Source organism: Picosynechococcus sp. NKBG15041c (assembly GCF_055380235.1).
The window spans coordinates 1573080-1598075 of record NZ_AP040363.1; the positions used below are offsets into that span (position 1 = coordinate 1573080).

The window sequence follows — 24996 nt, forward strand, 5'->3', positions numbered from 1 at the left end:
CTTACTATGGCAAATTCTATCCATCACATTGTTTTATTCACTTTGGCCGACACCACGGGAGCCACAGAAACCCAGGCGATTATCGACGATGGTCTGATGCTTTTAGGGGCTATTCCTGGGGTTTTAAGGGTTGATCTGGGGTTAAAAGCTCGCGCTGATCGAGATGTCCATCTTAAGAATTATCAGTTGGCTTTGTACGTGCAGCTAGAGAGCGAGGCGGCTCTTGATCACTATGGCCCCCATGCTAATCATCAGGAATTTCTCCAGCGCCACAAGGCGAAATGGACAAAGGTACAGGTGGTCGATTTCTTCGGTCAATAAATTTTGGATATTTCATTATCGTTTCTAGGGGGTAATTCCTTGAGTTCTTACGAAAGTCGTGGTCACCTGTTGACAGAACAGGTGAATCCAGAGAGCCAAAATCTTGACCAAATGTCGGCCCTGGAATTAGTTGATCTGTTTAATCGGGAAGATCAAAAAACCCTGGAGGCGATCGCCAACGCTCGCAAGGAACTCGCCCAGGCCATTGAGATTACCAGCGCTGCTCTGAAACAAGGGGGCCGCCTCTTCTACATTGGTGCGGGAACCAGTGGCCGCCTCGGGGTGTTAGATGCCGCCGAATGCCCACCCACCTTTTGCACCCCTCCCGAACTGGTCCAAGGCATTATTGCTGGGGGCGCAGGGGCTCTCGTGCGCAGTTCTGAAGATCTCGAAGACCGAGCTGAAGATGGCAAGGAGGCGATCGCCCAACGGCAAATTACCGAATTAGATGTGGTTGTTGGCATTACCGCTGGCGGCACAACGCCCTACGTCCAAGGTGCATTGTTGGCAGCCCAGCAACGGGGGGCCAAAACAGTGTTTATCAGTTGTGTCCCCGCTGACCAGGTGCCTTTTGCCGCCGATGTGGATATTCGCCTCCTTACAGGGCCCGAAATTCTGGCAGGATCTACCCGTCTAAAAGCAGGTACGGTCACTAAAATGGCCTTGAATATTCTTTCCACCAGCGTCATGGTCAAACTGGGAAAAGTGTACGGTAACCGGATGATCGATGTGGCGGTGACAAACCATAAACTCCATGACCGCGCCCTGCGCATTCTCCAAGATCTAACGGAGCTGAGCCGCGAAGATGCCGCACTTCTCCTCGAAAAAGCCCACCGTCGCGTTAAAGTCGCCCTCCTGATGCACTGGAAAGAAATTGATTTTGAGACAGGCGATCGCCTCCTTCAGGAATGCCAAGGTAATTTGCGCGATGCCCTTGCAGAATAGCCATTGAACTAACTCCTAACGTCAAATTAGTTCGAGATGGTCCTACTCAGCAAACTGTGGGGCTTTTTTTTGTTAACGGTACATATCCAGTAGCATAGGTTTTAAGCAACCATTGCCTCGGTTATCGATGTTAAACTCAGGGGAAGATATTACAAAACTTTACAATTGGCCCATGACTGCAACATTGTCCAACCAGCAAAAAAACTATGACCAAACGGCTTGGCAAAAAGGTTATGAATCCCAGCGGGAAGAAGCAGCCTACGAAATTACGGAAGTTGAAGGACAAATTCCGGCAGCACTAGAAGGGACTTTGTTTCGGAATGGGCCAGGGCTACTAGATATTGGTGGTACGCCGATTAAGCATCCCTTTGATGGCGATGGGATGATCTGCTCAGTGACCTTTCGCGGGGGGCGGGCTTACTTCCAAAATCGTTTTGTGCGAACAGAAGGATTTGTGGCGGAACAGAAAGCAGGGAAACCCCTTTATCGTGGTGTATTTGGTACGCAAAAATCGGGCGGTCTTTTCAATAACGTGTTTGATATGCGGCTGAAAAATATCGCAAATACCAATGTGATCTATTGGGGGAAGAAGTTATTGGCCCTCTGGGAAGCGGCAGAACCCCACCGCCTCGATCCAGAAAATTTAGAGACAAAAGGACTTGATTATCTTGGGGATATCTTAAAAGCTGGAGATGGGTTTTCGGCTCATCCCCGCATTGATCCGGCCAGCATTTGGGATGGGGGCGAGCCCTGTTTGGTTAATTTTGCGGTGAAGCCTGGTTTGCCGACGCGTTTAGTCATCTATGAAATTAGCCCCAGCGGTGAACTACTGCGCTATCGGGAACATGAGGCCCAGGGATTTGCCTTTATCCATGATTTTGCGATCACGCCTAACTATGTGATTTTTTTCCAGGCGTCGGTGAAGTTTAATCCATTGCCCTATGTGATGGGACTAAAAGGCGCAGGGGAATGTGTCAAATTTGAAGCAGATAAGCCCACTAAGATGATCGTGATTCCACGAGATCCAGCGCGGACGGATGTGCAAACCCTAGAGGCGGAGGCGGGCTTTGTATTCCACCATGCCAATGCCTTTGAGCGGGACAATCAAATTATTGTGGATTCGGTTTGTTATCAGTCGATTCCTCAGGTGCAGCCAGATTTAGATTATAAAAATGTTGATTTTAATGCTTTAGATCCGGGTCAGTTATGGCGCTTTAGCCTGGATCTGGAAACGCAAAAGGTCACCAGGGAATTATTAGATACCCGCTGTTGTGAGTTTCCGGTGGTGCACCCAGCCTATGTGGGACGCGATCGCCGTTATACCTATATTGGGGCAACCGATGCGGCCACGGGGAATGCACCGCTCCAAGCTGTTTGGAAAGTAGATCATCAAGGGGATAATGCTCAGCTCTATTCCTTTGCGCCGAGCGGATTTACCGGAGAACCGATCTTTGTGCCCTGTCCGGGGGCTACGGCAGAAGATGAAGGCTGGGTTCTATTGATGGTTTATGATTCGGCCCGCCATGGTTCTGATGTGGTGATCTTTGATGCTCAGGATTTCACCCAGCCTGTCGCGACATTACGTCTCAAACAGCATATTCCCTACGGGTTGCATGGCAGTTGGACGCCGGAAGTGTTTGTGAGCTTTTAGGAAGAGAGCATCGTTAATCGACAGATTGTTTGGGGCCAGGCGATCGCCAAATCCACCAGGCTCCTAAACAAAGGGTACAATTGCCCACGAGGGTCAGGGCGGCTTGGACGGTGACGAGCCATTCCAGGCTGGGGTCATTGTCGAAAAAATGCCAAGTACAAGCACACATCGCACTGACCAAAGATGGCAGCATCCCCCAGGCGAGGGCCGTCCAACTTTTGTCCTGGGTGAGCTGACCATAAGTTTGAATTAGCCAGATGGCTAAAATCCATTCAAAGACACTGGAAATGTGCACAATCCAGGTGGGAAAAGAAAGGGCATTCATTGGGGCGGGTAAAATTGCTGGCTACAGTTGCTTAATAAAGTCTAATAGATGGTGGGCGATCGCCCCTTTGCTGGCTTGGGGAATCGTCGCTTTGCGGCCCTCTTTGTCGAGGAAAATCAATTGATTTGTTTCACTGGCAAAACCAGAGTTTTCTTGATCTACGGCATTGGCGGCGATCGCATCGAGGTTTTTCCGCTGGAGTTTCGCTAAAGCTGGGGCGGTAATTTCTCCCGTTTGGGCCGCAAAGCCGATCAATTTTTGGTCAGGGCGTTTCCGTTGACCCAGTTGGGCCGCAATATCCGGAATTTCCTCTAGGGCAAGACTTTCGGGCAACTCTGCCTTCGCTAACTTATGGCCATAGTTCACCGTCGGCCGCACATCGCCCACCGCTGCACACAGCACAATCCAGTCGAATTGATCTGCCTGGGACAGCATCATTTGCTCCATTTCAGCGGCGCTGGTCACAGGAAAAAGATTGATATTAGGCAAATTTTCTAATAAACGACTTTCGATCGGCCCATGCACCAGGGTGACCACTGCGCCCCGGTAGGCCGCTGCTTCGGCGATCGCCAAACCCATTTTGCCTGTAGAAGGATTGCCAATAAAGCGCACCGGGTCGAAATGTTCCCGCGTGCCCCCAGCACTCACGAGAACTTTTTTGCCTGCTAGATCCGCTTGGCCCCGACTGTGGATCAGAGCCTGGACCGCTTTAATGATTTGTACTGGTTCTGCCATGCGCCCTTTTCCTCGGCGATCGCAGGCAAGCAGGCCGCTATTTGGATCGAGGATATGATAACGCTGGTCTCGCTGCATTCTGCGCCAGTTAGACTGTACCGACAGCTGTTGCCACATATCCGTATTCATCGCTGGGGCCACCAAAACAGGACAGGTAGAGGCCAAAATGATGTTCGTCAACAACGTATCGGCTAAACCCAGACTTACCTTTGCCAGGGTATTCGCTGTTAGGGGCGCCAGCAAAATTAAATCAGCCCATTCCCCCAGGTCAATATGCACCGGGCGGGGGCGATGGCTATCCCAAAAATCTTCATCGGTGTAGGCGGGATGACGACTTAGGGTTGCGACAGTAAGGGGGGTAATAAAGCGTTGGGCTGAGTCTGTTAAAACAACCCGCACCTCTGCCCCTGCCTGGAACAGCTGAGAAATTACCTCACAGACCTTGTAGGCGGCAATACCCCCACTAAGGCCGACGACAATTTTTTTTTCCTTGAGCATTTACGATTCGTCGTAGGCTTCGATATCTAACAGGTGCCAGTAGGGTTCAACTAATTCTTGTCTCTGGAAGGCGATCGCCCGGAGCAGATGCCAATCCTGGAGTGCCTCAAAGGGCGTCGGATAATCATCCAATTCTAACCGTGCGGCAAGTTCGGCCACTTCTCGTTCGTCCATGTGGTCGATTTCCTGGGGGGTTTTTGTTAAGACTGTCATAGTAAGACCTCCCTGACGCTGCACGTGCTGATAATTCTGTTCAACCCCTATTCTACCCCTAGCGATCGCCAAAACTATTCCCCGTCACGGTTCTTAATTGCTCCCTTGATCTGTCGCGTAAATTAGACGTATCTTAGGGGGAGATTCTGTTCCCCAAGGAGTCAGGCCTTCCATGTTAATTGAACCCAGCGTGTTACGGGCTGCCCAGCAGATCTATAACCAATATGCCGCCGTTCATCCTGTGCGCTTTCAATATGTCACCGGGGTTTCAATCAACTCACAAACTCTCCAGGGATTTGTTAGTTTTCGGGAACATGCAGTCCTTTTGCCCCAAGAAGTTTTTGTGCCCGTCGAGCAGCTCATGAACTACAGCGCTTAACCCCCCTCAAATCAACCTACTAATCCACAACAGAATTATCAAGGCGACAAGCAACCGCCGCCCCACAGGTTTTTCTGTCCTCTTGGGCCTTGATTAAAGTAATCAAATCCGGTCTTCCGGTCAGTTGCAGACGATATTTTGCCCAGACACCATAAATTCCATCGGCCACCTGGCCGATCAGGGGCAATCTTGTAATGCCATAAACCCAGCCCATGCCCAGAACTGAATAGACGTAGCGAAAAACCGCCACATTTTGTAGCACAGTACCATCGGGCAAAACCCCATGAATCCGTTCCATCGCCGCTTGAAAAGTGACACCACCATGGCAGCTCGGCTCATAATCCACCGCCATCACATCCACAAACCGTACTAAACCGCGCCCTTGGTCCTTGCGTCGTAAAAAATTGACTTCCCGGAGACAGAGGGGACATTGGCCGTCGTAGAGCAGGGTGATTTTCCAAGTAGCGGGCGAAGACATATGAAAATTTTGGAGTAATGGGGGCAAGGTTCTATTCTAAAAAATTTTCCCCTAAGAAGCTGGGAGTAAATCAGAATTCACTGTCAACGGCTCCCATCTATTACCACTATCCCCAGTTTTTCCCCCAGGCTGGTACTCGTGGGGTTGATAACGCTTACTCTCCGGCGAATATCAGTGGGGTTCTAGGCTGTTAATTGAGCGAGGGTTGCACTTCGACTTCCTGCCATTGGTAAATGTGTCGGCGATATACTGGGCGGCACTATAAGTCATTTCGACGCGATAGGCTCGAAGTATCCTAACGGCTTTTTAAAACTAAACCAGCGGCACGATAAAAGGGGCGTAAATGCCAGCCATCTGTGCCCCATGGTCCTGGTGAAAACTAGGCATGATGGCTCAATAACAGGGCGATAATACTATCGAAATTGGCAGGATTGAAAAGATGTTTTTCTTGGTAGCGAAATAGAAATTTGCGGGCGATCGCCCAGGCGGCTACCCCCATCAAAATGGGAGGGTGGTTTCCTGTAGTAGCAGTGAGAGGCTTAACCCCGTGATCATGGCGCTACGGAAACCAGATATTAAAAGGGGTTTCACCGGGCGAGATTGTTCCTCTGAAATAAACTGAGGCTCCATTCGGTCACGATATAGGTGGCGATCGCCAAGCAGATCCCCCGTTAAATCGAGCGGCCAGTCGCGGGTACAGACCCTAAAGACTAAAAAAGTGCTCAGAATAGCGATTTGATAATCACAGACATCACTAAAGGGCCCTAAAGCCACTCCCTCACGCAGTGAGAATGGATTGCCCAGAGTATCTATGACAGTAGACTAATTGCTAGAAAGGTTTCTTTTTTTGTAACAAAAAGTCGAAGCAACTTCCCTCCTCCTAAACTTAAATCAGGTCAGCATCTAAGGACATCACTAATTGTTAAAAAGTGTGAACCTTAATTGCCTCAGAAAGAAGTTTTTTCTATCTGAGAAGCGTGCCTAATTATTCTTTTTCAGTGTGTAGGAGTTTTGTGATGCAACTTAAAAAAGTTTTTGTTCCTGTTTTAGCTGTCCTTCTCTGTCTTGGGGGAACTTCTGAGGCGATCGCCCAAGAACTATTGCGGACGATCACTGTAACAGGCCAGGGAGAAGAAGCTGTTTCTACAAGTATTTCTGAAGTGCGCCTCGGGGTAGAAGTACGGGGAGAAACCGCCACCCAGGTCCAGGCTGATATCGCCCAACGTAGTAACCAAGTGGTAGATTTCCTGAAAGGGAAAAATGTCGATAAGCTCACCACCACAGGCATTAACCTCCAGCCAGAATATGACTATAACAATGACAATCGCCGCTTAGTCGGCTACCTGGCTACGAATATTGTCAGCTTTGAAGTACCCACCTCCCAAGCCGGGAGCATCATGGATGAAGCAGTCAGAGTTGGGGCCACTCGCGTTGACGGCATCTATTTCCGGGCCACCGACGATGCCCTGGCAGCCGCCGAACGGACAGCCCTCGCTGAAGCCGCCCAGGATGCTCGGAACCAAGCACAGATTGTTCTTGGTTCTTTGGGTCTGAGTGCCCAGGAAATTGTTCAAATCCAGGTAAATGGTGCCACCCCCCCCGCGCCTCTTTTTAGAGCCATGGATACTGCGCGGACAATGGCCTTCGAAAGTGCAGCCCCTTCCCCCGTTGAAGGGGGTGAACAGACGGTCAATGCTTCTGTGACCCTGACGATCCGTTACTAAAGCCGCCCGTTTAGGGTTAAATTAGGGGCGATCGCCTTTCGGGAGCGCAGACACATTCGGCCATGCTGGATCTCATTAAACTTGCGAGACAATTGCCGGACATGGGGGCCCACCTCCAAGAGCAGGCCGCCATTGGGCACGAACGCATTGGGCGGGGCTTAAGTCTACTCCAAGAGGCCCAAGAGGATTTCAAGGTTCTCCAGGCCCAACAACAAACCTGGGGCGATCGCCTAATTTTTAACTGCGGCATTCCCCTGGAGCCCCTCGATACCCGCATTTCCATCTCGACCCCAGCCCGGGCCCACACCGTTTTTGCCACTGATGGTTCCCAGATTGCCCCTTCCCACCACGAAATCGCCTATTGCTACTTGATTAATATTGGCCGGGTGATGCTCCACTATGGCCAAAGCTTGCATCCCCTTTTGGATCATTTACCAGAGGTTTTTTATCGCAACGAAGATCTCTACACCTCTCGTAAATGGGGTATCCGCACCGATGAATGGCTCGGTTATCGTCGCACCGCCGCCGAAGCGGAAGTGCTTGCCGAGATGGCCTGTAAGTGGGTATTGCCCCCCGGTTCCCACGCCCATATCCCCAATGTGGCGATGGTGGATGGTTCCCTGGTGTATTGGTTTCTAGAAAATCTCCCCGCCGAAGCCCGTCAACAGATCCTTGAACCCCTCCTGGGAGCTTGGCAACAACTGCGGGAAACCTGCATTCCCCTAGTGGGCTATCTCAGCTCGACCCGCAGCGTAGAGGTGGTGCATTTCCTCCGACTCCAGGCTTGTCCCCATGGGCAGCCTGATTGTCAAACCCATTGCCTTGATGGGGAAACCAAGGAGCGAAAGCCAGAATTTCGAGAAACTCTACCCTGTCAAGCTATTGAGCCTTTGCGGGATAGTACCCTCTTTGAAACTTTTCTCAAGCCAGGCGATCGCAGTGGCCTCTGGCTCAGTCAGGCGCGTATTTTAAGTCACTATCCGGCGGCGGATCAGGTGTGTTTTTGTTATCTCCATGTGGGTACAGAGGTGGCCCGTGTCGAAATGCCCCGCTGGGTGGCCGAAGATGCGCCGCTACTAGATCAAACCCTAGGGATTATCCTCGCCCAGGTGCAAAAGGGATTTGGGTATCCGGTAGCGATCGCCGAAGCCCACAACCAAGCGGTGATCCGGGGTAGCGATCGCGCCCGATTTTTTGCCTTTCTCGAACAACAGCTCCTGAAGGCAGGCCTCAAAAATATTGGGGTCTCCTCGAAAGAAACCCGGAAGCGGGGCTCCGTAGCCTAATGTTCTTCTAGAGTGGGGCGCAACAAAATCGAGGCGATCGCGTCGACTATTCACAATGGCCGTGTTACTGCTTGGCCCTGAATAATCAGCCTGAGCTTAATTCAGAATCAGACAACATACAATGGATGAATAGCCAAAATTTCCCCTGACCTGCCAGATATCCCTGGTTCAATGGAATTTTTCAATCAGCATGTAGTCCCAAACTGAAATTCGACATATCTGCAATTTTTCTCCAAGTCTTTACCCACTCAATCACAATGACCGACAACCTCAAATCTCCCATTGAACCCACGAAGAAAGCTCAACAACACCAGGAAAATCCTTGGGTAGAGACATTTAAAACCCTCATAACTGCCGGAATTCTGGCGATCGGGATCCGCACCTTTGTTGCTGAAGCCCGCTACATTCCCTCAGAGTCGATGCTGCCGACCTTAGAAGTACAAGACCGCTTGATTATCGAGAAAATTAGCTATCGCTTTCAGGATCCCCAGCGGGGCGATGTGGTGGTATTTAACCCCACAGAGATTTTGCAGCAACAGAACTACCGTGATGCCTTTATCAAGCGAGTGATCGGCATTCCTGGGGATGAAGTGCAAGTGACGGGAGGAGAGGTTTTTGTGAATGGTCAGCGTTTGGAAGAAGACTACATCACTGAAGCACCCGAATATGACTATGGCCCCGTGACAATTCCAGAAAATCATTATCTCGTGCTGGGGGATAACCGCAACAACAGCTATGACTCCCATTATTGGGGCTTCGTCCCCCGCGAAAAATTGGTGGGGAAAGCTTTTATTCGTTTTTGGCCCTTTAACCGGGTGGGCATTCTCAGCGAAGAACCCCAATTCGTGGAAGGGGAAACCCTGACACCCTAGCGCCATTGCCCAGAGCTCGCTAGGATGTAGAGCAGCTTTTTCTTCTGGGGAACTATGAGTGAATCTCCTCTTCTGTTGCAGGCATCAGGACTTTGCAAAAGTTTTGGTGGCATTCGGGCAGTGCAAAATGCGGTCATTGAAGTGCCTCGGGGCCAAATTACGGGTTTAATCGGCCCCAATGGTGCGGGGAAAACAACTTTATTTAATTTGCTATCAAATTTTATTGCGCCTGACCAGGGAAAAGTGATTTTTGATGGCCAGGAGGTGCAGCACTTACCCTCCCATGCGATCGCCGCCAAGGGATTTGTGCGTACATTCCAAGTGGCACGGGTGCTGTCACGATTGTCGGTCTTAGAAAATATGCTGCTGGCAGCCCAAGGTCAAACTGGGGAAAATTTTCTGCAAGTGTGGTGGCAACAGGGCAAGATTCGTCGCCAAGAAAAGGCAAATCGTGAAAAAGCAATGGCAATTTTAGAATCTGTTGGCTTAGCCGAAAAAGCCCAAGATTATGCAGGGGCGATGTCGGGTGGGCAACGAAAATTATTGGAAATGGCCCGGGCTTTGATGAGTGATCCCCAGCTCATTTTGCTCGATGAACCCGCAGCAGGGGTGAATCCGACTTTGATTAATCAAATTTGTGAACACATTGTCCGTTGGAATCAGCAAGGTATTTCTTTCTTGATCATCGAACACAACATGGATGTGATTATGTCTCTGTGTAACCATGTGTGGGTGCTAGCGGAGGGGACAAATCTTGCGGATGGGACACCCGCTGAGATTCAAAGTAATGAGCAGGTTTTAGAGGCTTATTTGGGGGTATAGGTAATGTCCCCCCTTGAGAAGGGGGGACTCGGGTTTTGGGCTATTGGGTGGCAGTATCAACCCAGGCTTTAAGGGTAGAAACGACATCTTCGAGGGCGAGATCTAGGCGATCGCCTTCTTTTCTTTTTACTACTTCCACCTTGCCATCTTTGAGAGATTTGCCCGTGACCACCCGGAAGGGAATGCCGATGAGTTCAGTGTCCTTGAACTTGACGCCAGCCCGTTCGTTGCGGTCATCGAGGATCGTTTCGACCCCAGCGGCATTGAGCTCTGTATAGAGTTTTTCGGCGGCGGCCATCTGTTCGGCGTCCTTGATATTCGGCACCACCACCACCGCATGGTAGGGGGCGATCGCCACCGGCCAAATGATCCCATTGTCATCGTAGGACTGCTCCACGGCGGCCTGGGCGAGACGAGAAACACCAACCCCATAGCAGCCCATCACTAGGGGTTGTTCCTTCCCATTTTCGTCCGTGAAGGTCGCGCCCATGGCTTCGGAATATTTTGTCCCGAGTTGGAAGATGTGCCCCGCTTCAATGCCTCGGGCCGTTTGTAGCACTTGACTAGGGTCATGGACGGCGCGATCGCCTGCCTTCGCTAAGCGAATATCCACTTGCAATTGGGGGAGTTGAAACTCTGTACCCCAGTTAGCACCGAGCACATGGTAATCCGTTTCATCGGCCCCGGTGACAAAGTTTTTCAGAGAAACAGCGGTTTGATCCACCAGGCGCAAAAATTCTGGGGCAATATCTTTATTGGTTTGCAGATAATCATTGCCCAAGTTCGGCGAAATGTAGCCCAGGGGTAGGGGTTTAGCGGCCCATTTCTGTTGCGCTTCAGCATCGGGCACTGTGAGAGAAATGATTGTATTGCCACCGTAGTTGGGGGCAACTTTTGTCAGTTCATTTTGCAATTTAACTTCGTTGACATCCTGATCGCCGCGAATGGAAACCAGTGCTAAAACTGTTTTGCCATTGTCATACACCACTTGATACAGGACGTTTTTCACAACGCAGGTGGGGGAACAATCAAGGCTATTGCAGAGGGATTCAATGGTGGCTGTGCCTGGGGTTTCCCGTTTCTCAAAGATGGTAAAGGGAGATTCGACAGGATCAGCTGGCAGGGAGGCCGCTTTCTCGGTATTGGCGGCGTACTTTTCGTCCTCGGTGTAGAGAATTTCATCTTCCCCCGCATCGGCGAGGATCATGAATTCCTGGGAACCGGAGCCGCCGATCGCCCCAGAATCTGCTTCCACTGCCCGGAACTGCAAGCCACAACGGCGCAACATATTCCGGTAGGCCTGATCCATGTCTGCATAGGTTTTCTTTAAGCACTCTTCGGAGGCATGGAACGAATAGCCGTCTTTCATGATGAATTCCCGGCCACGCATCAGGCCAAAGCGGGGGCGAATTTCATCCCGAAATTTAGTTTGAATCTGGTACAAATGCTGGGGCAGTTGCCGATAGGAGCGGATCATGTCCTTGGCGATCGTCGTGATCACTTCTTCGTGGGTCGGCCCTAAACCTAACTCTCCATCCAGGCGATCGCGCAGCGAAAACATAATCCCTTCCGCTTTGGTGTAGGTATCCCAGCGCCCAGACTCCTGCCAAATATCTGCCGGTTGCAATTGGGGAAGGAGGGTTTCTTGGGCGCCGGTAGCATTCATCTCTTCCCGGACAATTTGTGAAACCTTTTGCAAGACCCGCCACATCAACGGTAGATAAGCGTAGATCCCCCGCCCAATCCGACGGATATAACCCGCCCGTACCAAGAGCTTATGGCTCGGAATCTCCGCCTCGGCAGGTTCTTCACGGAGGGTGACAAACAAACTTTGGGAAAGGCGCATCGTATTTTTCTTTCTCTCCAGGACAGCTAATGAACCACCGCCTATTATGGGTCACTTTCAGGCTTTTAGATCGAGAAAGCATTGGAACGAAGACAGATCCTGGGGCAAGCCATCGTTGCTGCAATTTCCCTCAGGGGTGGACTTTGCTGGTAATTGTTTGGGTTAAGTGATCCCGTAAATAGGATTTTCTCCGAAGCCCATGGTGGGTTGCGCCTCCAAAAATAATGTTTTTAGCTCGCAACGGTTTATTTTTCTGAAGATTCTCTGAAAAAATTGCCAAATCACTAAAAACTGAGTTTCTGCTTGAAAAAGCGAAAGGGAGACATGATTTGAGTTGTTAGGATAGGGGCTTGAGCAGCACAATTTACGGTGATTTTCCGGTATGGCCCTTTCCCTCCCTCCCTCCTGCCACGAACTATCAGAAGCGAACACTCTTCAAGCTCTGCAAAGTAATGCAGAGTCAGGTCTATCACCGGAAGAGGTCGCCCGCCGCTATGAAGCATATGGCTGGAATGAGTTGACCTTTAAGGGGGGAAAACCTGCTTGGTTCCGTTTTCTCTTACAGTTCCATCAGCCGCTTTTATACATTTTGATTATTGCGGGAACGGTGAAGGCTTTTTTAGGTTCCTGGACCAATGCCTGGGTGATTTGGGGGGTCACACTGATTAATGCCATCATTGGCTACGTCCAAGAAGCCAAGGCAGAAGGGGCGATCGCCTCCCTCGCCAAAGCAGTCACCACCGAAGCGACAGTCTTACGGGATGGCAGCACCCTGAGGATTCCTTCTAAAGATCTTGTGCCTGGGGACGTGGTGTTGCTGACGTCGGGGGACAAGGTGCCAGCGGATTTGCGGCTCCTCAAGGTGCGTAACTTGCAGGTGGATGAATCGGCCCTGACGGGGGAGGCGGTTCCTGTGGAGAAAGCTTTGGGAACCCTGGCGCCGGAAACACCGTTAGGCGATCGCCTGAATATGGCCTACGCGGGGAGCTTTGTCACCTTTGGCCAGGGCAAAGGGGTGGTGGTGGCTACGGCGAACCGCACGGAGATAGGACAGATTTCCCAGTCCATGGAGCGGCAGGTGAGTTTAACCACACCCCTGACCCGCAAATTTACGAAATTTAGCCATTCCCTGCTCTATGTGATTTTGACCTTGGCGACCTTGACCTTTGCGATTGGTTGGGGCCGAGGCGGGGCGATCGCCGATATGTTTGAAGCGGCGGTGGCCCTGGCGGTGAGTGCAATCCCTGAAGGTTTACCCGCCGTGGTGACGATCACCCTGGCGATCGGTGTCCACCGGATGGCCAGCCGCAACGCGATTATCCGGAAGTTGCCCGCTGTGGAGGCCCTGGGCAGCGCGACGGTGGTTTGCTCTGATAAAACGGGTACCCTCACCGAAAACCAGATGACCGTCCAGGCAATCTATGCTGGCGATGTCCATTACAAAGTCAGTGGTGGCGGTTATAGCCCTAAGGGAGAAATTTACCTGGCGGCAACGGCTGAGGATGGGGAAGCAAGCTTTGAGGATTTACCCCTGGCCCTGGCGGAATGTTTAACGGCGGGCTTGCTCTGTAATGATTCCCAGTTACAACAAAAGGGAGAAGATTGGTCCGTGATGGGCGATCCCACCGAGGGGGCACTGATTACGGCGGCAGCCAAGGTGGGCTTGAGTCAATCGGGAGAGTTGACCAATCGGCCCCGCCTGGACTCGATTCCCTTTGAGTCGGAATATCAATACATGGCTACCCTCCATGATGGCCCAGACCGGATGATCTACGTGAAAGGGTCAGTAGAATCTCTGTTGGGACGCTGCGAAACGATGTTAACGGACGCTGGGGAAGCGATCGCCTTCGACCCAGTTGCAGTGGAACAGGTGGTAGATCAAATGGCGTCTAAGGGCCTGCGGGTGCTGGCCTTTGCGGGCAAGTCAGTCAATACCCATCAACACAGCGTCGATCACGGAGATTTAACGACTGGTTTAGTGTTCCTGGGTCTCCAGGGAATGATCGACCCCCCCCGCCCTGAAGCGATCGCCGCCGTCCATGCCTGCCAAACTGCGGGGATCCAAGTGAAGATGATCACCGGCGACCACATTGCCACCGCCAAGGCGATCGCCAAGCGTATGGGCATCCAAACCGGAGATGAGGTAATTGCCTTTGAGGGCCATGAACTGGAGCAGATGGATACATCCCAATTGGCCCAGGCCGCCGAAGATGGCTCTGTTTTTGCCCGGGTGGCCCCGGCCCAGAAATTAGCCCTGGTCGAAGCCCTCCAGGCAAAAGGAAATATCGTCGCGATGACGGGGGATGGAGTAAACGATGCCCCTGCCCTGAAACAAGCCGATATTGGGATCGCCATGGGGAAAGGCGGCACCGAAGTAGCCCGGGAATCGGCGGATATGCTGCTCACGGACGATAACTTTGCCTCCATCGAAGCGGCGGTAGAAGAAGGCCGCACCGTTTACCAAAATCTCCGCAAGGCGATCGCCTTTTTACTACCCGTCAACGGTGGGGAATCCATGACCATTTTGATCAGCGTACTGCTGGCGCGGGAGTTGCCAATTCTCTCTCTCCAAGTGCTCTGGCTGAACATGATCAACTCAATCACCATGACCGTGCCCCTGGCCTTTGAAGCAAAATCACCAGGGATCATGCAATTGCCCCCCCGCAATCCCAATGAACCGTTGATCACCGCCAAATTACTACGGCGGATTTTGACTGTTTCCCTGTTTAACTGGATTTTGATCTTTGGGATCTTTGAATGGATCGAAACCACCACAGGTAATATTCCCCTCGCGCGCACCATGGCAATCCAAGCCCTCGTCGCAGCACGGATCATTTACCTGCTGAGTGTGAGTCAGCTGGGCAGAAGCTTGATTGCTTATATCAGCGGCAAAACCAAAACCATCACCCATGCCCCCTTCTTGCTCATGGGGATCGTCATCGCCGTCGCCCTACAAATTGCTTTTAGCCAGTGGGGCTTGATGAACCAGCTCTTTAGGACCGCGCCCCTTTCCTGGGGACAGTGGCTCATCTGCTTCATCCCGATGTTGCCAATGATTCCCGTGGCGATCGCCGCCAATCGTCTCGATCCATAGGTTTTCTAATGCCCATAGACTATCCCCTGGACAGATACCAATCTGGTGCATCTCTCCAGGGGGTGGTTATCCTTGAGAGGATTTTTCTTTTTTTGTTGTTTCAGCCACCGTCCTGATGCCTAAGCTTTTGACCTTTGCCTTTATTTCCACACCAATCCAAGATCCTGTGCCTGTTTTTTTAATGATTTTGGGGATTATGCTTGTCGCTCCCCTGCTCTTTGAAAAATTGCGCCTACCGGGGATTGTCGGTTTGATTCTTGCGGGAGTCCTTGTTGGCCCCAACGGCCTGGGACTCTTAGCGAGAGACGATACCATTGTTCTGTTGGGAACAGTGGGGTTATTGTTCCTGATGTTTATGGCTGGCCTAGAAACTAGCCTTGATGACCTCAAGTACAATGCCGACAAAGCCGTCATTTTTGGGATTGCGACCTTTATTGTGCCGATGATTCTGGGAACGGGGGCGATTATGTTGATCGGCTATGACCTCCTCCCGGCAATTTTGGTGGCCTCCTGTTTTGCCTCTCATACCCTTTTGGCACTGCCTGTGGCGAGTAAATTGGGGATTATGCGCACCCAAGTGATGACCACAACCCTTGGGGGGACGCTCATTGTCAATATTTTAGCTTTACTGGTTTTGGCGGTAGTGGTGCGGGCCCACCAGGGGGATTTGACCCTCAGCTTTTGGCTAACCCTGATTCCCTCCCTGATTGTTTACACGTTTTTGATTCTTTGGGGACTGCCGCGTTTGGGGCGTTGGTTTTTTCGTCGCTTCGGCCATGATGAAGGGGCAGAATTTACTTTTGTGCTAGCCAGTTTATTTGTGGTGTCCTATGGGGCAGAGCTGATCCAAGTAGAGCCGATTATTGGGGCATTTCTAGCGGGAATTGCGATCACTCAGTTGATTCCGCAACTGAGTCCTTTGATGAACCGGATCCAATTTATTGGTAACACTTTGTTTGTGCCATTTTTTCTGATCTCTGTCGGAATGTTGGTGAATCCTTTGATTCTGTTCCAGGAGCCTCAAGCTCTCCTGGTTTCAGGGGTGATGGTGGTGGTGGCGATCGCCGCCAAATTTATTCCCGCTTGGGGAGTCGGTCAACTATTTGGTTTTAGTACCAGTAGCAGGATGGTCATGTTTGGGCTCTCGGTTGCCCAGGCTGCTTCTACCCTTGCGGCGATTACCGTTGCTTTCAATATCGAACTGGTCGATCAGCTGACGGTCAATGGCACGATCGCCATGATTCTCGTTACTTGCATTGCCTCACCTTGGGTGACTGACCGCTGGGGACGCAATGTCAAACCCGAAGTCAGCCGCGAGGTCCCGACTACCGATAACCAGATTGGGAGGCGAGTGTTGGTTCCCGTTGCGAATCCCAGTACGGAAGACAATCTCCTAAAACTAGCTATCTTACTCACGAAATCTTCCCAGGGGACATTGCTGCCTCTCCATGTGCTGCTCGAAAAAGGGGAACCTGTCGATCCCAACGACAAGCTTAAGCAGCAGCAGCTTCTCTCCACCGCTGAAATGATTGCCCATGCTGCCGTGGTTCAGGTACAAACCGTGAGTCGAATTGATGAGGCGATCGACAAAGGTATTGCCCGAGTTGCCGACGAACAGCGAGCCAGTGTCGTGATTTGTGGCTGGAAAGGGTTTTCTACTTACCGAGAAAATATCTTTGGCGGTGTCATTGACAAGACAGTCCAGCGCAGTGCTGTACCAGTGCTTGTCAGTCGCTTCCCTTTCCCCATCGAACATACCCAACGGGTCTTTTTTTCGTTTACTACGCGCCAGTCCTATCATCCCTATTTTGCCGAGAGTATCCAACTGGCTAAAAGCCTCGCCCAAGAGCTAAAAGCCTCCCTAGAGCTTTTGCAGGTGGCCCCCTCCCGCCGTCCGAGCTTGCCCTCTAATGTTGACCCTGACCTGTTGGATCAAATCCCTCTCCACAAGGTCACAGGCAATTTTGTCCACGAAATTTCTAAATTCCTGCTGCCCAACGATCTCTTGATCTTGGCAGGTGTTGTGGCTCAGAAAAGTCAGTTGCTTTCGTTGATGGATCGTTCCCCAGAACTGATCGCCCGGACACACCCAAAAGTGGGCATGATCATTGCCTATTTTCCTGAGACATAACCCAAGGCATTGGGACGCCCTTCCATGGAATATTCTGAACGTAAGGCCGAGGTCCGGTGGCAGTTGTCATAAACCCTGCGAATCATATACACACAGGCACCCGTGATCGGCTTTTGATCAAGGAATTAGTGCCCAAGACAGCTGGCAATATGGACCTGAGTTGGGGGCGATCGCCCCCGTTTTTTTTCGAAGCTGTCATGAATCAGTTGATCTTCCCAAATCACACCATTGCCCCGTATAGAAAGAAACGTCAACTTTTGGGATAATATGAGGCTTGTTTTCCCAACTGACCCGAGAAAATCCACTATGCCTTCCAGAGAAATGCCCCGCCGCACTAAGATTGTCGCTACCATTGGTCCTGCGACTAGCAAACCAGACGTTCTCCGGGAAATCATCGAAGCTGGGGCGACTACTCTACGGCTAAATTTCTCCCACGGCAGCCATGACGACCATCAACGCAACATTCGTCTGATCCGCCAAACCGCCTTTGAACTCAACCAGCCCGTCGGCATTCTCCAAGATCTCCAAGGTCCCAAAATTCGTCTCGGTAAATTTGAAAGCGGTTTCATTACCCTTAAAAATGGCGATCCTTACATCATCACCAGCCGGGAAGTTCCCTGTACTCAAGAAGTAGGCTATGTCAGCTATGACAAACTCGCTGAAGAAGTGCCCGAAGGTTCCACAATTCTCCTAGACGATGGCAAAGTGGAAATGAAGGTCGAGAAAGTAGATATCGAAGCGGCGAATCTCCACTGTCGTGTCGTTGTAGGCGGCAAGCTCTCAAATAACAAAGGAGTTAACTTTCCCGGCGTTTATCTGTCCGTAAAAGCGCTCACTGACAAAGACCGCGAAGACCTGATGTTTGGTCTTGACCAAGGGGTTGATTGGATCGCCCTGAGTTTTGTCCGCAATCCCCAAGACGTCCTTGAAATCAAAGAACTCATCGCCAATGCGGGGAAAAATGTCCCCGTGATCGTCAAGATCGAAAAGCACGAGGCGATCGAGCAGATGGAAACAATACTCTCCCTCGCCGATGGCGTTATGGTTGCCCGGGGGGATCTTGGCGTTGAATTGCCCGCCGAAGATGTGCCCATCCTCCAGAAAAAATTGATTGCCACCGCCAATCGCTTTGGGATTCCCGTAATCACCGCCACCCAAATGCTTGACAGTATGGTGAGTAACCCCCGCCCTACCCGTGCCGAAGTTTCTGACGTTGCTAACGCCATTCTCGACGGTACAGACGCCGTGATGCTCTCCAATGAAACTGCTGTGGGTGAATTTCCGGTAGAAGCAGTCGCTACCATGGCAACGATCGCCAAACGGATCGAAAAAGAACCCGATGGGATTCGCAAGCAACCCTCTGACAAAAAATCTATTCCCAATGCCATTTCCGCTGCCGTTAGCCAAATTGCAGGGCAATTAGATGCCACGGCAATCATGACCCTCACCAAGTCTGGCGCCACCGCCCGGAACGTGTCTAAATTCCGCCCTTCAACGCCGATCCTCGCCGTGACGCCCCATGTGGATGTGGCCCGCCGACTGCAACTGGTCTGGGGCGCAAAACCTCTCCTCGTGATGGATTCCCCCTCTACGACCCAAACCTTTAAAGCCGCGATCAATGTCGCCCAAGAAAGTGGTCTACTCCATGAAGGGGATTTGGTGATCATGACCGCAGGAACACTCCAGGGGGTTTCTGGTTCGACCGATTTAATCAAAGTCGAAATGGTTCAAGCTGTGCTCGGTGAAGGGATCGGTATTGGCCAAGGGGCTGCCAGTGGTCGAGCTCGGGTTGTCCAAAATAGTGATGATGTCAATGACTTTAGCCTGGGAGAAATTCTTGTTGCTCGTACCACGGATGCAACTTACGTGGAAATGATTCGTAAAGCCAGTGGCATTGTGATCGAAGAAGCTAATCAAAATTGTCATGCCGCCACCCTAGGCATGCGTTTAGGTATTCCCGTAATTGTTGGTTTTAAAGATGCCACCCAACTGATTCGCGATGGTTCAATCATTTCTATCGATGCCCGGCGAGGAACAGTTTATTCTGGCATTAACGTCAGCTTGGGAGATGTTGTGAGTGGTTCGAAATTGTCTTTGACCTAGTGATAGAAAAATCTTTTGCACATTTTTATCGCAAGAATTTGCACCTTCCTAAACGCCTTTCACAAAAAAATTCAATGTGTTTCATTGTGGTAAGTGTGATTTGGATATCCACAACCCTGAATCCCTAATTCGGGATCTGTGGGACATTTTTAGGCAGCGGAATAATTGCGATATCCTAGGGGAGTGTTAGCGGTCTTAAAAAGATCTGTGACGTACTGTGTCCTGTGGAGAAAACATGCGGCAACTGAATTTTTTATTGTTTTTTGCCCTGTGCTTGGCCTTGGCGCTGTTTAGTATCGAAAATACTCAACCCGTCGCAATCAATATCATTCCGGGAATCCAGGCTGAAGCTCCCCTTTCCATTGAATTACTCTTAGCGGTGGGGACAGGGGCGATCCTCGCCTGGATATTTAGTCTTTGGGATCAGCTCCAGCGGCAAATTGAATCTTGGAAGGCCCAGCGAGAACTGAAGCTACAAAGCCAAAAAATTGAGGAACTGGAAAAAACGCTGGCTGAGCTGCAGGCGGCTCCAGAAAATGAAATAGAGAGTGTGTCTGAGCGTGTGTCTGAGCCGATCGCCGAAGTTCGCGCTGATGTGGCAAGCTCAGAGGAGATAGACGCCCTCGCACCTGGGGCAGAAAGTCCGAGTTCCCCGACATTGACCAATGAGCCAGAAAAAATAGCAGCAGAAGGCCTCAGTTCCTGAATCAAAGATTTCTCTGTAGTTTGATTTCGACCCCAAAAACTCTTCCATGGCTACCCAACCCCAAGCGGCGATCGCCACTCTTATCGAACTGGCCCAACAGGGGGAGATTGATCCCTGGGATGTGCAGGTTATCGATGTCATTGATCAATTTCTCAGTGAATTAGGCCTCGCAGGGGATACGGACCAACTCCTTAAAGAAGCCGACCTGCCCCAATCGGGCCAGACTTTTTTGTGGGCATCTAAGCTTGTGCTCCTCAAGGCCGATACCCTCGAAAGTCTGACGGCGATCGAAGCAGAAGTTCAAGAAGAAGATTTCTATGAAGACTGGGCCGAAACAGACACGGCCCGACTCCCACTCAAACTCGAAAGCCGGCTGCGGCGGCGCGCCTCTGCACCGCCCCCAAAAAGACGCCGGGTCACCCTCCAGGAATTCATTGAGCAGATCCAGCAGATCGCCAATGAGATCGAAGATCACACGCCGAAAAAACGCCTAAAAACACCGCGTAAATTATCAAACAAGGCTGCCATTAAACAAATTACCCAATTGGCCCACGATGAAAATTTAACAGAGCTGGCTGCGCAATTGGAGCAATTTTTTCAAACTCAAATGCCCCCTGACCCAGAAATACCCGTGGTATTTGAATTGGATGAGTTGATTCGGCAATGGCTTGCCTACAAAAAAGAACATGAATTTTTTCCCCAAGAAATCACCGCTAAGCAGCATCGTCACGAAAAAGTTGGGATTTTTTGGGCGCTACTGCTGCTCTCGGCTCAATCTAAAGTGGAGCTCCGCCAGGATGATTTTTATGCGCCAGTCTTGGTGCGTCCTCTCTATCGGATGGCGATCGCCCCCAATACTCATTGTTAGTTAAAACTATGCCACCAGGGATTTGAGCAGCCAACCCAAGAGGATTCCGGCTCCGGTAAAGCGTATGATTTGCCAGAAGGGCTCTTGCCACCGGAGGAGATGGCTTTCAAGTTGCAATTCTAGCTTTGCAATTTCGTCGGCAATGAGGTGCAATTCGGTCTTTAGGGAGGCTTGTTTTTGGGTTGCTTCGGATTCTGCTTGTAGGGCGGCTTGTTCTGCCTTGAGATTGGCAATCCGGGTCTGGGCCGTTTGAATCTCTAGATAGCGGGCTTTGAGGGTCACAAGGTCTGTTTCCACTTGGGCGATCGCCTGCTCAAATTCAGAGTTAGAAAACGCCATCACCGCCATCCCCAATGATGATTTCAATTAATGCGGACGGAGAGACTCGAACTCTCACGTCTAGGACACTAGAACCTAAATCTAGCGCGTCTACCAATTCCGCCACGTCCGCAAATGCCTTTAGCCCAGTCAATATATCACATCTATTTTCCGCCCGACAAGGGGAACCTTATACGTTTCTATCGCGTCGCTAAAAGCCATAAGATCTCTCCAAAAATTCATTGCGACGCGCGAGAAATTGAAAATGAGTAAAGATTTGCAGTCTCACCCTTGGATACAAAGTAGCAGTATGGCCCTCGGCCTGTTAGGGTTGGCCGCTAGTGGCGTGGTCGCTCAAGTTCCCCCTGATATTGTTGTCGATACAGACCCTAACGCTAGTGGTACATCTGGGACAGTCGTGAACAATCCAGGCGATCGCCGTTTTGTCTGCCAGTACAACCAGGGGCAATACACCGTGATGTATCAGCCCGAAAGTCGCCAGGGAGAAATGTATTCCTGGGCTGTCCCCCGGGCCATGGGCGGCGGTTGGAGTGCCGATCGCCGTTGCGAAGAAATTGCTCGACGCTTAGAAATGTACCGGGATGACGGTTTAGTCGAGTTAACCACTAGCCGCGAAAATGGCTATGACATTGTTTGTGTCAACACTGAGCGGAATCCGACCTGTCAAATTGTCTTCACGGTTCCCCAAGGACAAAATGCGATCGCCACTCGCAATCAAGTCTTTGAAAATCTCCTCAATGCTGATAGTGGCCTCCAAACCCAGGGGGTGAATACTTTCCTCGGTACTGGCTCCTCTCTCAATAGCCTGCTCGGACAACTCCAAGGTCTTCTGGGCGGTGATTCCCCCAGACCGGTGGCCCAAAGCAATCTTTCCGACGGCATTAGCCTCAAGCCTTTCCTTGATCCCTCCGATGGTGGTACAGGGGAGTATTTAACTCAAAATCGAGGGACGACAACTAGCCCTAATTCAACGAATAACGGTCTGAGACTTAATACCGATGCACTCCGTTAACTATCCAAAAATTTTACAGGCTTAATTGGCTTTGATTTTTGAGCTTAAACCCCAGGCGATCGCCTGGGGTTTTTGGCAATATTTTTGATGGCACTTTATGCAAAAACGGATAGGCGTTTTCCGTACTTCAAGATTCCTTACATTGACGAGTACCATGAAACAAAGAATCCCTGCGTCTCTGGGTCAGGGAGTGTGTCACAATAGGAAAAGAGCTTTCGTGACGAATCCCCATCAGCAGCAGTCAATCCTTTCGATTTGCTTAAAACAGGGTCAAACCAGGTTATTCGTCCCGTAGTCCCAAGGAGTGAGACACATTGTGGCCCATAGTTTTTTGTTGGAAGCAGGTCGCTGGACATTAAACGGCAGTTGGATTGAGCGAAATCACTCACCCATTGCAATGCGGGGTAAGACCATTGTGGCTTGGGGGCCAAATAACTGGTTTACGATGGTGACAAAGTTAGCGTTTCAAGATGGCGATCGCCCAGAAATATCCTATCAATATAAAGGACGCCTAGACAGTGGGGAACAACAATATACCTATGTGTTGCAACAGAGCATCCTCGGGCGCGTGGAAGGGGAAGGCTGGGTTGGCCCAGAATCGATCGTTCAGCGTTATTGGGTACTGGGCGATCGCCAACGGCGCAGCGGCTTTGAAACGTTTTACCAAATTAATGATAACGAGTACCGCTATTCTGGGGGGATCCTCGCTGGCCATTACCTGACCAGCACCATTGAAGGGACTCTCCTGCGACAACTTTAATCGCGGTAATATTTTCTTCTAACTCGCCTGATTTTTCCTCCCTTTGGTTTTTTGTTCGTCCACCCCAAACTATGACTACAGATCCCAACGTCAATCGTCTTCTTGCTGGCCGTTATCGCCTGGTGGACCTCGTCGGCCAAGGAGCAATGGGGCGCGTTTATCGGGGTGAAGACACTGTCTTAGGGGGAGTCACCGTCGCCGTTAAATTTTTATCGCAAACCCTCCTCAACGACAAAATGCGCCAGCGCTTCGAGCGGGAGGCGACCATCTGCGCCCTCCTCAGCGAAAAAAGCATTCACATTGTGCGGGTCAAAGACTATGGCGTTGATGACCAAGATGTGCCGTTCTATGTGATGGAATACCTCGAAGGGGAAAGTCTCAGTGATGTCGTTGCCCACTCGACCATGGCCCTGCCTCGCTTTTTTGGGGTTGTGCGTCAGGTTTGCTTAGGAATGGAAGCTGCTCACCAAGGGATTACCTTTAAGGGAGAACAATGTTCAATCATTCACCGAGATATTAAACCCAGTAATATTCTGATTATGCAGGATGCCTCCCTGGGGGAGTTGGTAAAGGTACTTGATTTTGGGATTGCTCGGTTAAGTCAAGCTGGGGCAGCCCAGACCCAGTCTTTCATGGGAACTTTGGCCTATTGTTCTCCGGAGCAAATGGAGGGGAAAGAGCTGGATCAGCGCTCAGACATCTACAGCCTCGGGATCACGATGTATGAGATGCTGACGGGGGATATGCCCATCATGCCGGAGAACAATTCTTTTGGGGGTTGGTACCGAGCCCACCATGACACGCCGCCAATTCCTTTTGATAAGAGCTTACGGATTCCTGATCCCCTAGCGGAAATCATCATGTGCTGCATGGCAAAAAATCCGCGCGATCGCCCCCAGACCGTACATAACATTTGGCAAGCCATGGCTCCCATCGCTAAATATTATGAGCAGCAGCAAGCGGAGACAAAACGGTCTTTTTTCACGACATCCCAAAATTTACAACAGCAAAACTACCAGACAACAACACCAGTCGCTGGTCCCAATGACCGGACCCGAATTACCAGTTCAACGGCAACGCCGACCTTCCAGGGGGCAACGGTCAGCCGCCAGGGTACTCCCACAGAAAAACTGGGCACAACCTTTACTGAGGCTATTTGTGCTGATCAGGCCTGGCCTGCAGACAAACCCCAAAGTAAGATTGTTTTCCCCCGGATTCTTCCAGCAGAACCCACGGCGATCGCCAGTTTATGGGCCATGCTCGATGGACAAGAACTAAGCAAACGCCGTTTTGATACCCGCTACAATCAATTTCTCTTCATTGAAGCACCCCACCCAATGTTGCTGTGGATCACGGTGCTTTATAACAGTACGGAAGGAGCCCGTTGGCTACCTTGTTATCTAGATCTAAAAACGGCGATCGGCCAACAAATGGCTCGTCTTTTAGCGCGTCAAGGAAACTACCGCATTTTATTGTTTGCTTTAGGACATCCCCAACGATATTTTCACATTACCCAGGCGACGATTTCTCTGAAGCAACGGGAACAATTAAATCGCTGGGCTGACATTGGTCAAAAGACGCCAGCTAGTAATCCGGCTGTGAGTAAGCAAAGTCTGAAGCAAGAATATGAAAAAAGTAAAGGAAAAATCTTAATGAAATTGGCTGCTTCTCGCACAAACAGCAATCTTGGTGGTTTCTAAGTAATCAAGCAAGGAAAAGCGATCGCCTCATCTGCAGGCAGCGTGCGCGGCGTTAAAAATTGGTACGAATAACTCCCGATAGGGATGCAGGTTCACCGCAAACTCCGCCAGCTCCCCTAATGCGATTAATGCGATGTCCGTTGGCGACTATCTGGGGCGATCGCCGTGACCACCCCAATGATTCGCCC

The 24996-nt window shown here is 50.8% G+C and carries 23 protein-coding genes and 1 tRNA gene; 16 read left to right on the forward strand and 8 right to left on the reverse strand.

The genetic code is table 11. The features are described 5' to 3' along the window. Positions 1–6 precede the first annotated feature (6 nt). The 3 genes from ACZ45B_RS07550 to ACZ45B_RS07560 all read left to right on the forward strand — a co-directional run bounded on the left by ACZ45B_RS07550 (position 7) and on the right by ACZ45B_RS07560 (position 2917). Positions 7–321, forward strand: a complete 315-nt coding sequence (locus ACZ45B_RS07550) for a Dabb family protein (protein WP_024547108.1) — start codon at positions 7–9, stop codon at positions 319–321. 39 nt (positions 322–360) lie between these two features. Beyond that, positions 361–1266 (forward strand): N-acetylmuramic acid 6-phosphate etherase, encoded by a 906-nt coding sequence (murQ, locus tag ACZ45B_RS07555; RefSeq protein WP_024547107.1) that lies wholly within the window; start codon positions 361–363, stop codon positions 1264–1266. 172 nt (positions 1267–1438) lie between these two features. Continuing rightward, positions 1439–2917, forward strand: a complete 1479-nt coding sequence (locus ACZ45B_RS07560; protein ID WP_024547106.1) for a carotenoid oxygenase family protein — start codon at positions 1439–1441, stop codon at positions 2915–2917. A 13-nt stretch (positions 2918–2930) separates the two neighbouring features. On the opposite strand, the gene ACZ45B_RS07565 is transcribed toward ACZ45B_RS07560, so the two are convergent. The 3 genes from ACZ45B_RS07565 to isiD are packed head-to-tail and all read right to left on the reverse strand — an operon-like array spanning position 2931 to position 4688. Beyond that, positions 2931–3242, reverse strand: a complete 312-nt coding sequence (locus ACZ45B_RS07565; protein ID WP_024547105.1) for a DUF2499 domain-containing protein — start codon at positions 3240–3242, stop codon at positions 2931–2933. Positions 3243–3263: 21 nt separating this feature from the next. Next, a complete protein-coding gene (coaBC, locus tag ACZ45B_RS07570; RefSeq protein WP_024547104.1) occupies positions 3264–4475 on the reverse strand; it encodes a bifunctional phosphopantothenoylcysteine decarboxylase/phosphopantothenate--cysteine ligase CoaBC in 1212 nt (403 codons plus the stop codon). Further along, entirely contained in the window at positions 4476–4688 is a 213-nt protein-coding gene (gene isiD, locus ACZ45B_RS07575; RefSeq protein ID WP_024547103.1) for a protein IsiD, read from the reverse strand. A gap of 172 nt (positions 4689–4860) precedes the next feature. On the opposite strand from isiD, the gene ACZ45B_RS07580 reads away from it, so the two are divergent. Next, positions 4861–5067, forward strand: coding sequence for a hypothetical protein (locus ACZ45B_RS07580; protein WP_024547102.1), 207 nt, complete (start codon positions 4861–4863; stop codon positions 5065–5067). Between the two features lie 19 nt (positions 5068–5086). Here the strand turns inward: ACZ45B_RS07580 and ACZ45B_RS07585 are convergent, their stop codons facing one another. Continuing rightward, on the reverse strand, positions 5087–5545 hold the full coding sequence (locus ACZ45B_RS07585) for a thiol-disulfide oxidoreductase DCC family protein (protein ID WP_024547101.1): 459 nt from the start codon (positions 5543–5545) through the stop codon (positions 5087–5089). 498 nt (positions 5546–6043) lie between these two features. Then, positions 6044–6319 (reverse strand): hypothetical protein, encoded by a 276-nt coding sequence (locus ACZ45B_RS07590; protein ID WP_024547100.1) that lies wholly within the window; start codon positions 6317–6319, stop codon positions 6044–6046. Between the two features lie 242 nt (positions 6320–6561). Here ACZ45B_RS07590 and ACZ45B_RS07595 point away from each other — a divergent pair, with 242 nt between their 5' ends. From ACZ45B_RS07595 to ACZ45B_RS07610, 4 genes are all read left to right on the forward strand, one after another. Then, positions 6562–7269 (forward strand): SIMPL domain-containing protein, encoded by a 708-nt coding sequence (locus ACZ45B_RS07595; protein WP_029682030.1) that lies wholly within the window; start codon positions 6562–6564, stop codon positions 7267–7269. 62 nt (positions 7270–7331) lie between these two features. Beyond that, entirely contained in the window at positions 7332–8555 is a 1224-nt protein-coding gene (locus ACZ45B_RS07600) for a DNA double-strand break repair nuclease NurA (RefSeq protein ID WP_024547098.1), read from the forward strand. Between the two features lie 257 nt (positions 8556–8812). Beyond that, entirely contained in the window at positions 8813–9427 is a 615-nt protein-coding gene (gene lepB, locus ACZ45B_RS07605) for a signal peptidase I (RefSeq protein WP_024547097.1), read from the forward strand. A gap of 54 nt (positions 9428–9481) precedes the next feature. Continuing rightward, on the forward strand, positions 9482–10249 hold the full coding sequence (locus tag ACZ45B_RS07610; RefSeq protein ID WP_024547096.1) for an ABC transporter ATP-binding protein: 768 nt from the start codon (positions 9482–9484) through the stop codon (positions 10247–10249). A 40-nt stretch (positions 10250–10289) separates the two neighbouring features. On the opposite strand, the gene proS is transcribed toward ACZ45B_RS07610, so the two are convergent. Continuing rightward, complete coding sequence (gene proS / locus ACZ45B_RS07615; protein ID WP_024547095.1) at positions 10290–12095, reverse strand: proline--tRNA ligase; 1806 nt, start codon at positions 12093–12095, stop codon at positions 10290–10292. A 382-nt stretch (positions 12096–12477) separates the two neighbouring features. Between proS and ACZ45B_RS07620 the strand changes: the two genes are divergently transcribed. From ACZ45B_RS07620 to ACZ45B_RS07640, 5 genes are all read left to right on the forward strand, one after another. Continuing rightward, positions 12478–15189 carry a cation-transporting P-type ATPase gene (locus ACZ45B_RS07620; protein WP_464674842.1) on the forward strand — a complete coding sequence of 904 codons (2712 nt, stop codon included), beginning with the start codon at positions 12478–12480 and terminating at the stop codon, positions 15187–15189. 115 nt (positions 15190–15304) lie between these two features. Continuing rightward, complete coding sequence (locus tag ACZ45B_RS07625; RefSeq protein ID WP_464674843.1) at positions 15305–17320, forward strand: cation:proton antiporter domain-containing protein; 2016 nt, start codon at positions 15305–15307, stop codon at positions 17318–17320. A gap of 306 nt (positions 17321–17626) precedes the next feature. Continuing rightward, positions 17627–19423: a pyruvate kinase gene (gene pyk, locus ACZ45B_RS07630; RefSeq protein ID WP_024547167.1), complete on the forward strand. Its 1797-nt coding sequence runs from the start codon at positions 17627–17629 to the stop codon at positions 19421–19423. Between the two features lie 235 nt (positions 19424–19658). Then, a complete protein-coding gene (locus tag ACZ45B_RS07635; protein WP_024547166.1) occupies positions 19659–20129 on the forward strand; it encodes a lipopolysaccharide assembly protein LapA domain-containing protein in 471 nt (156 codons plus the stop codon). Between the two features lie 46 nt (positions 20130–20175). After that, a complete protein-coding gene (locus tag ACZ45B_RS07640) occupies positions 20176–20997 on the forward strand; it encodes a segregation/condensation protein A (protein ID WP_024547165.1) in 822 nt (273 codons plus the stop codon). A 6-nt stretch (positions 20998–21003) separates the two neighbouring features. Here the strand turns inward: ACZ45B_RS07640 and ACZ45B_RS07645 are convergent, their stop codons facing one another. Both ACZ45B_RS07645 and ACZ45B_RS07650 read right to left on the reverse strand, forming a co-directional pair. Continuing rightward, positions 21004–21336 carry a sll0565 family protein gene (locus tag ACZ45B_RS07645; protein WP_024547164.1) on the reverse strand — a complete coding sequence of 111 codons (333 nt, stop codon included), beginning with the start codon at positions 21334–21336 and terminating at the stop codon, positions 21004–21006. Positions 21337–21367: 31 nt separating this feature from the next. Next, positions 21368–21448: transfer RNA gene (locus ACZ45B_RS07650), tRNA-Leu, on the reverse strand. Positions 21449–21580: 132 nt separating this feature from the next. Here ACZ45B_RS07650 and ACZ45B_RS07655 point away from each other — a divergent pair. The 3 genes from ACZ45B_RS07655 (at position 21581) to ACZ45B_RS07665 (ending at position 24808) form a co-directional block, all read left to right on the forward strand. Further along, on the forward strand, positions 21581–22348 hold the full coding sequence (locus ACZ45B_RS07655) for a COP23 domain-containing protein (protein ID WP_024547163.1): 768 nt from the start codon (positions 21581–21583) through the stop codon (positions 22346–22348). A gap of 316 nt (positions 22349–22664) precedes the next feature. Then, positions 22665–23108, forward strand: a complete 444-nt coding sequence (locus ACZ45B_RS07660) for a hypothetical protein (protein WP_024547162.1) — start codon at positions 22665–22667, stop codon at positions 23106–23108. A gap of 71 nt (positions 23109–23179) precedes the next feature. Then, positions 23180–24808: a serine/threonine protein kinase gene (locus ACZ45B_RS07665; RefSeq protein WP_024547161.1), complete on the forward strand. Its 1629-nt coding sequence runs from the start codon at positions 23180–23182 to the stop codon at positions 24806–24808. The last annotated feature ends 188 nt before the right edge of the window (positions 24809–24996 follow it).

Coding starts and splice junctions, on each gene's coding strand:
- ACZ45B_RS07585 (WP_024547101.1), bottom strand. CDS start 5,545: ATGTCTTCGCCCGCTACTTGGAAAATCACCCTGCTCTACGACGGCCAA.
- ACZ45B_RS07600 (WP_024547098.1), top strand. CDS start 7,332: ATGCTGGATCTCATTAAACTTGCGAGACAATTGCCGGACATGGGGGCC.
- coaBC (WP_024547104.1), bottom strand. CDS start 4,475: ATGCTCAAGGAAAAAAAAATTGTCGTCGGCCTTAGTGGGGGTATTGCC.
- ACZ45B_RS07595 (WP_029682030.1), top strand. CDS start 6,562: ATGCAACTTAAAAAAGTTTTTGTTCCTGTTTTAGCTGTCCTTCTCTGT.
- ACZ45B_RS07665 (WP_024547161.1), top strand. CDS start 23,180: ATGACTACAGATCCCAACGTCAATCGTCTTCTTGCTGGCCGTTATCGC.
- ACZ45B_RS07550 (WP_024547108.1), top strand. CDS start 7: ATGGCAAATTCTATCCATCACATTGTTTTATTCACTTTGGCCGACACC.
- ACZ45B_RS07560 (WP_024547106.1), top strand. CDS start 1,439: ATGACTGCAACATTGTCCAACCAGCAAAAAAACTATGACCAAACGGCT.
- ACZ45B_RS07635 (WP_024547166.1), top strand. CDS start 19,659: ATGCGGCAACTGAATTTTTTATTGTTTTTTGCCCTGTGCTTGGCCTTG.
- ACZ45B_RS07620 (WP_464674842.1), top strand. CDS start 12,478: ATGGCCCTTTCCCTCCCTCCCTCCTGCCACGAACTATCAGAAGCGAAC.
- ACZ45B_RS07645 (WP_024547164.1), bottom strand. CDS start 21,336: ATGGCGTTTTCTAACTCTGAATTTGAGCAGGCGATCGCCCAAGTGGAA.
- ACZ45B_RS07655 (WP_024547163.1), top strand. CDS start 21,581: ATGAGTAAAGATTTGCAGTCTCACCCTTGGATACAAAGTAGCAGTATG.
- pyk (WP_024547167.1), top strand. CDS start 17,627: ATGCCTTCCAGAGAAATGCCCCGCCGCACTAAGATTGTCGCTACCATT.
- ACZ45B_RS07580 (WP_024547102.1), top strand. CDS start 4,861: ATGTTAATTGAACCCAGCGTGTTACGGGCTGCCCAGCAGATCTATAAC.
- proS (WP_024547095.1), bottom strand. CDS start 12,095: ATGCGCCTTTCCCAAAGTTTGTTTGTCACCCTCCGTGAAGAACCTGCC.
- ACZ45B_RS07640 (WP_024547165.1), top strand. CDS start 20,176: ATGGCTACCCAACCCCAAGCGGCGATCGCCACTCTTATCGAACTGGCC.
- lepB (WP_024547097.1), top strand. CDS start 8,813: ATGACCGACAACCTCAAATCTCCCATTGAACCCACGAAGAAAGCTCAA.
- isiD (WP_024547103.1), bottom strand. CDS start 4,688: ATGACAGTCTTAACAAAAACCCCCCAGGAAATCGACCACATGGACGAA.
- ACZ45B_RS07625 (WP_464674843.1), top strand. CDS start 15,305: ATGCCTAAGCTTTTGACCTTTGCCTTTATTTCCACACCAATCCAAGAT.
- ACZ45B_RS07565 (WP_024547105.1), bottom strand. CDS start 3,242: ATGAATGCCCTTTCTTTTCCCACCTGGATTGTGCACATTTCCAGTGTC.
- ACZ45B_RS07610 (WP_024547096.1), top strand. CDS start 9,482: ATGAGTGAATCTCCTCTTCTGTTGCAGGCATCAGGACTTTGCAAAAGT.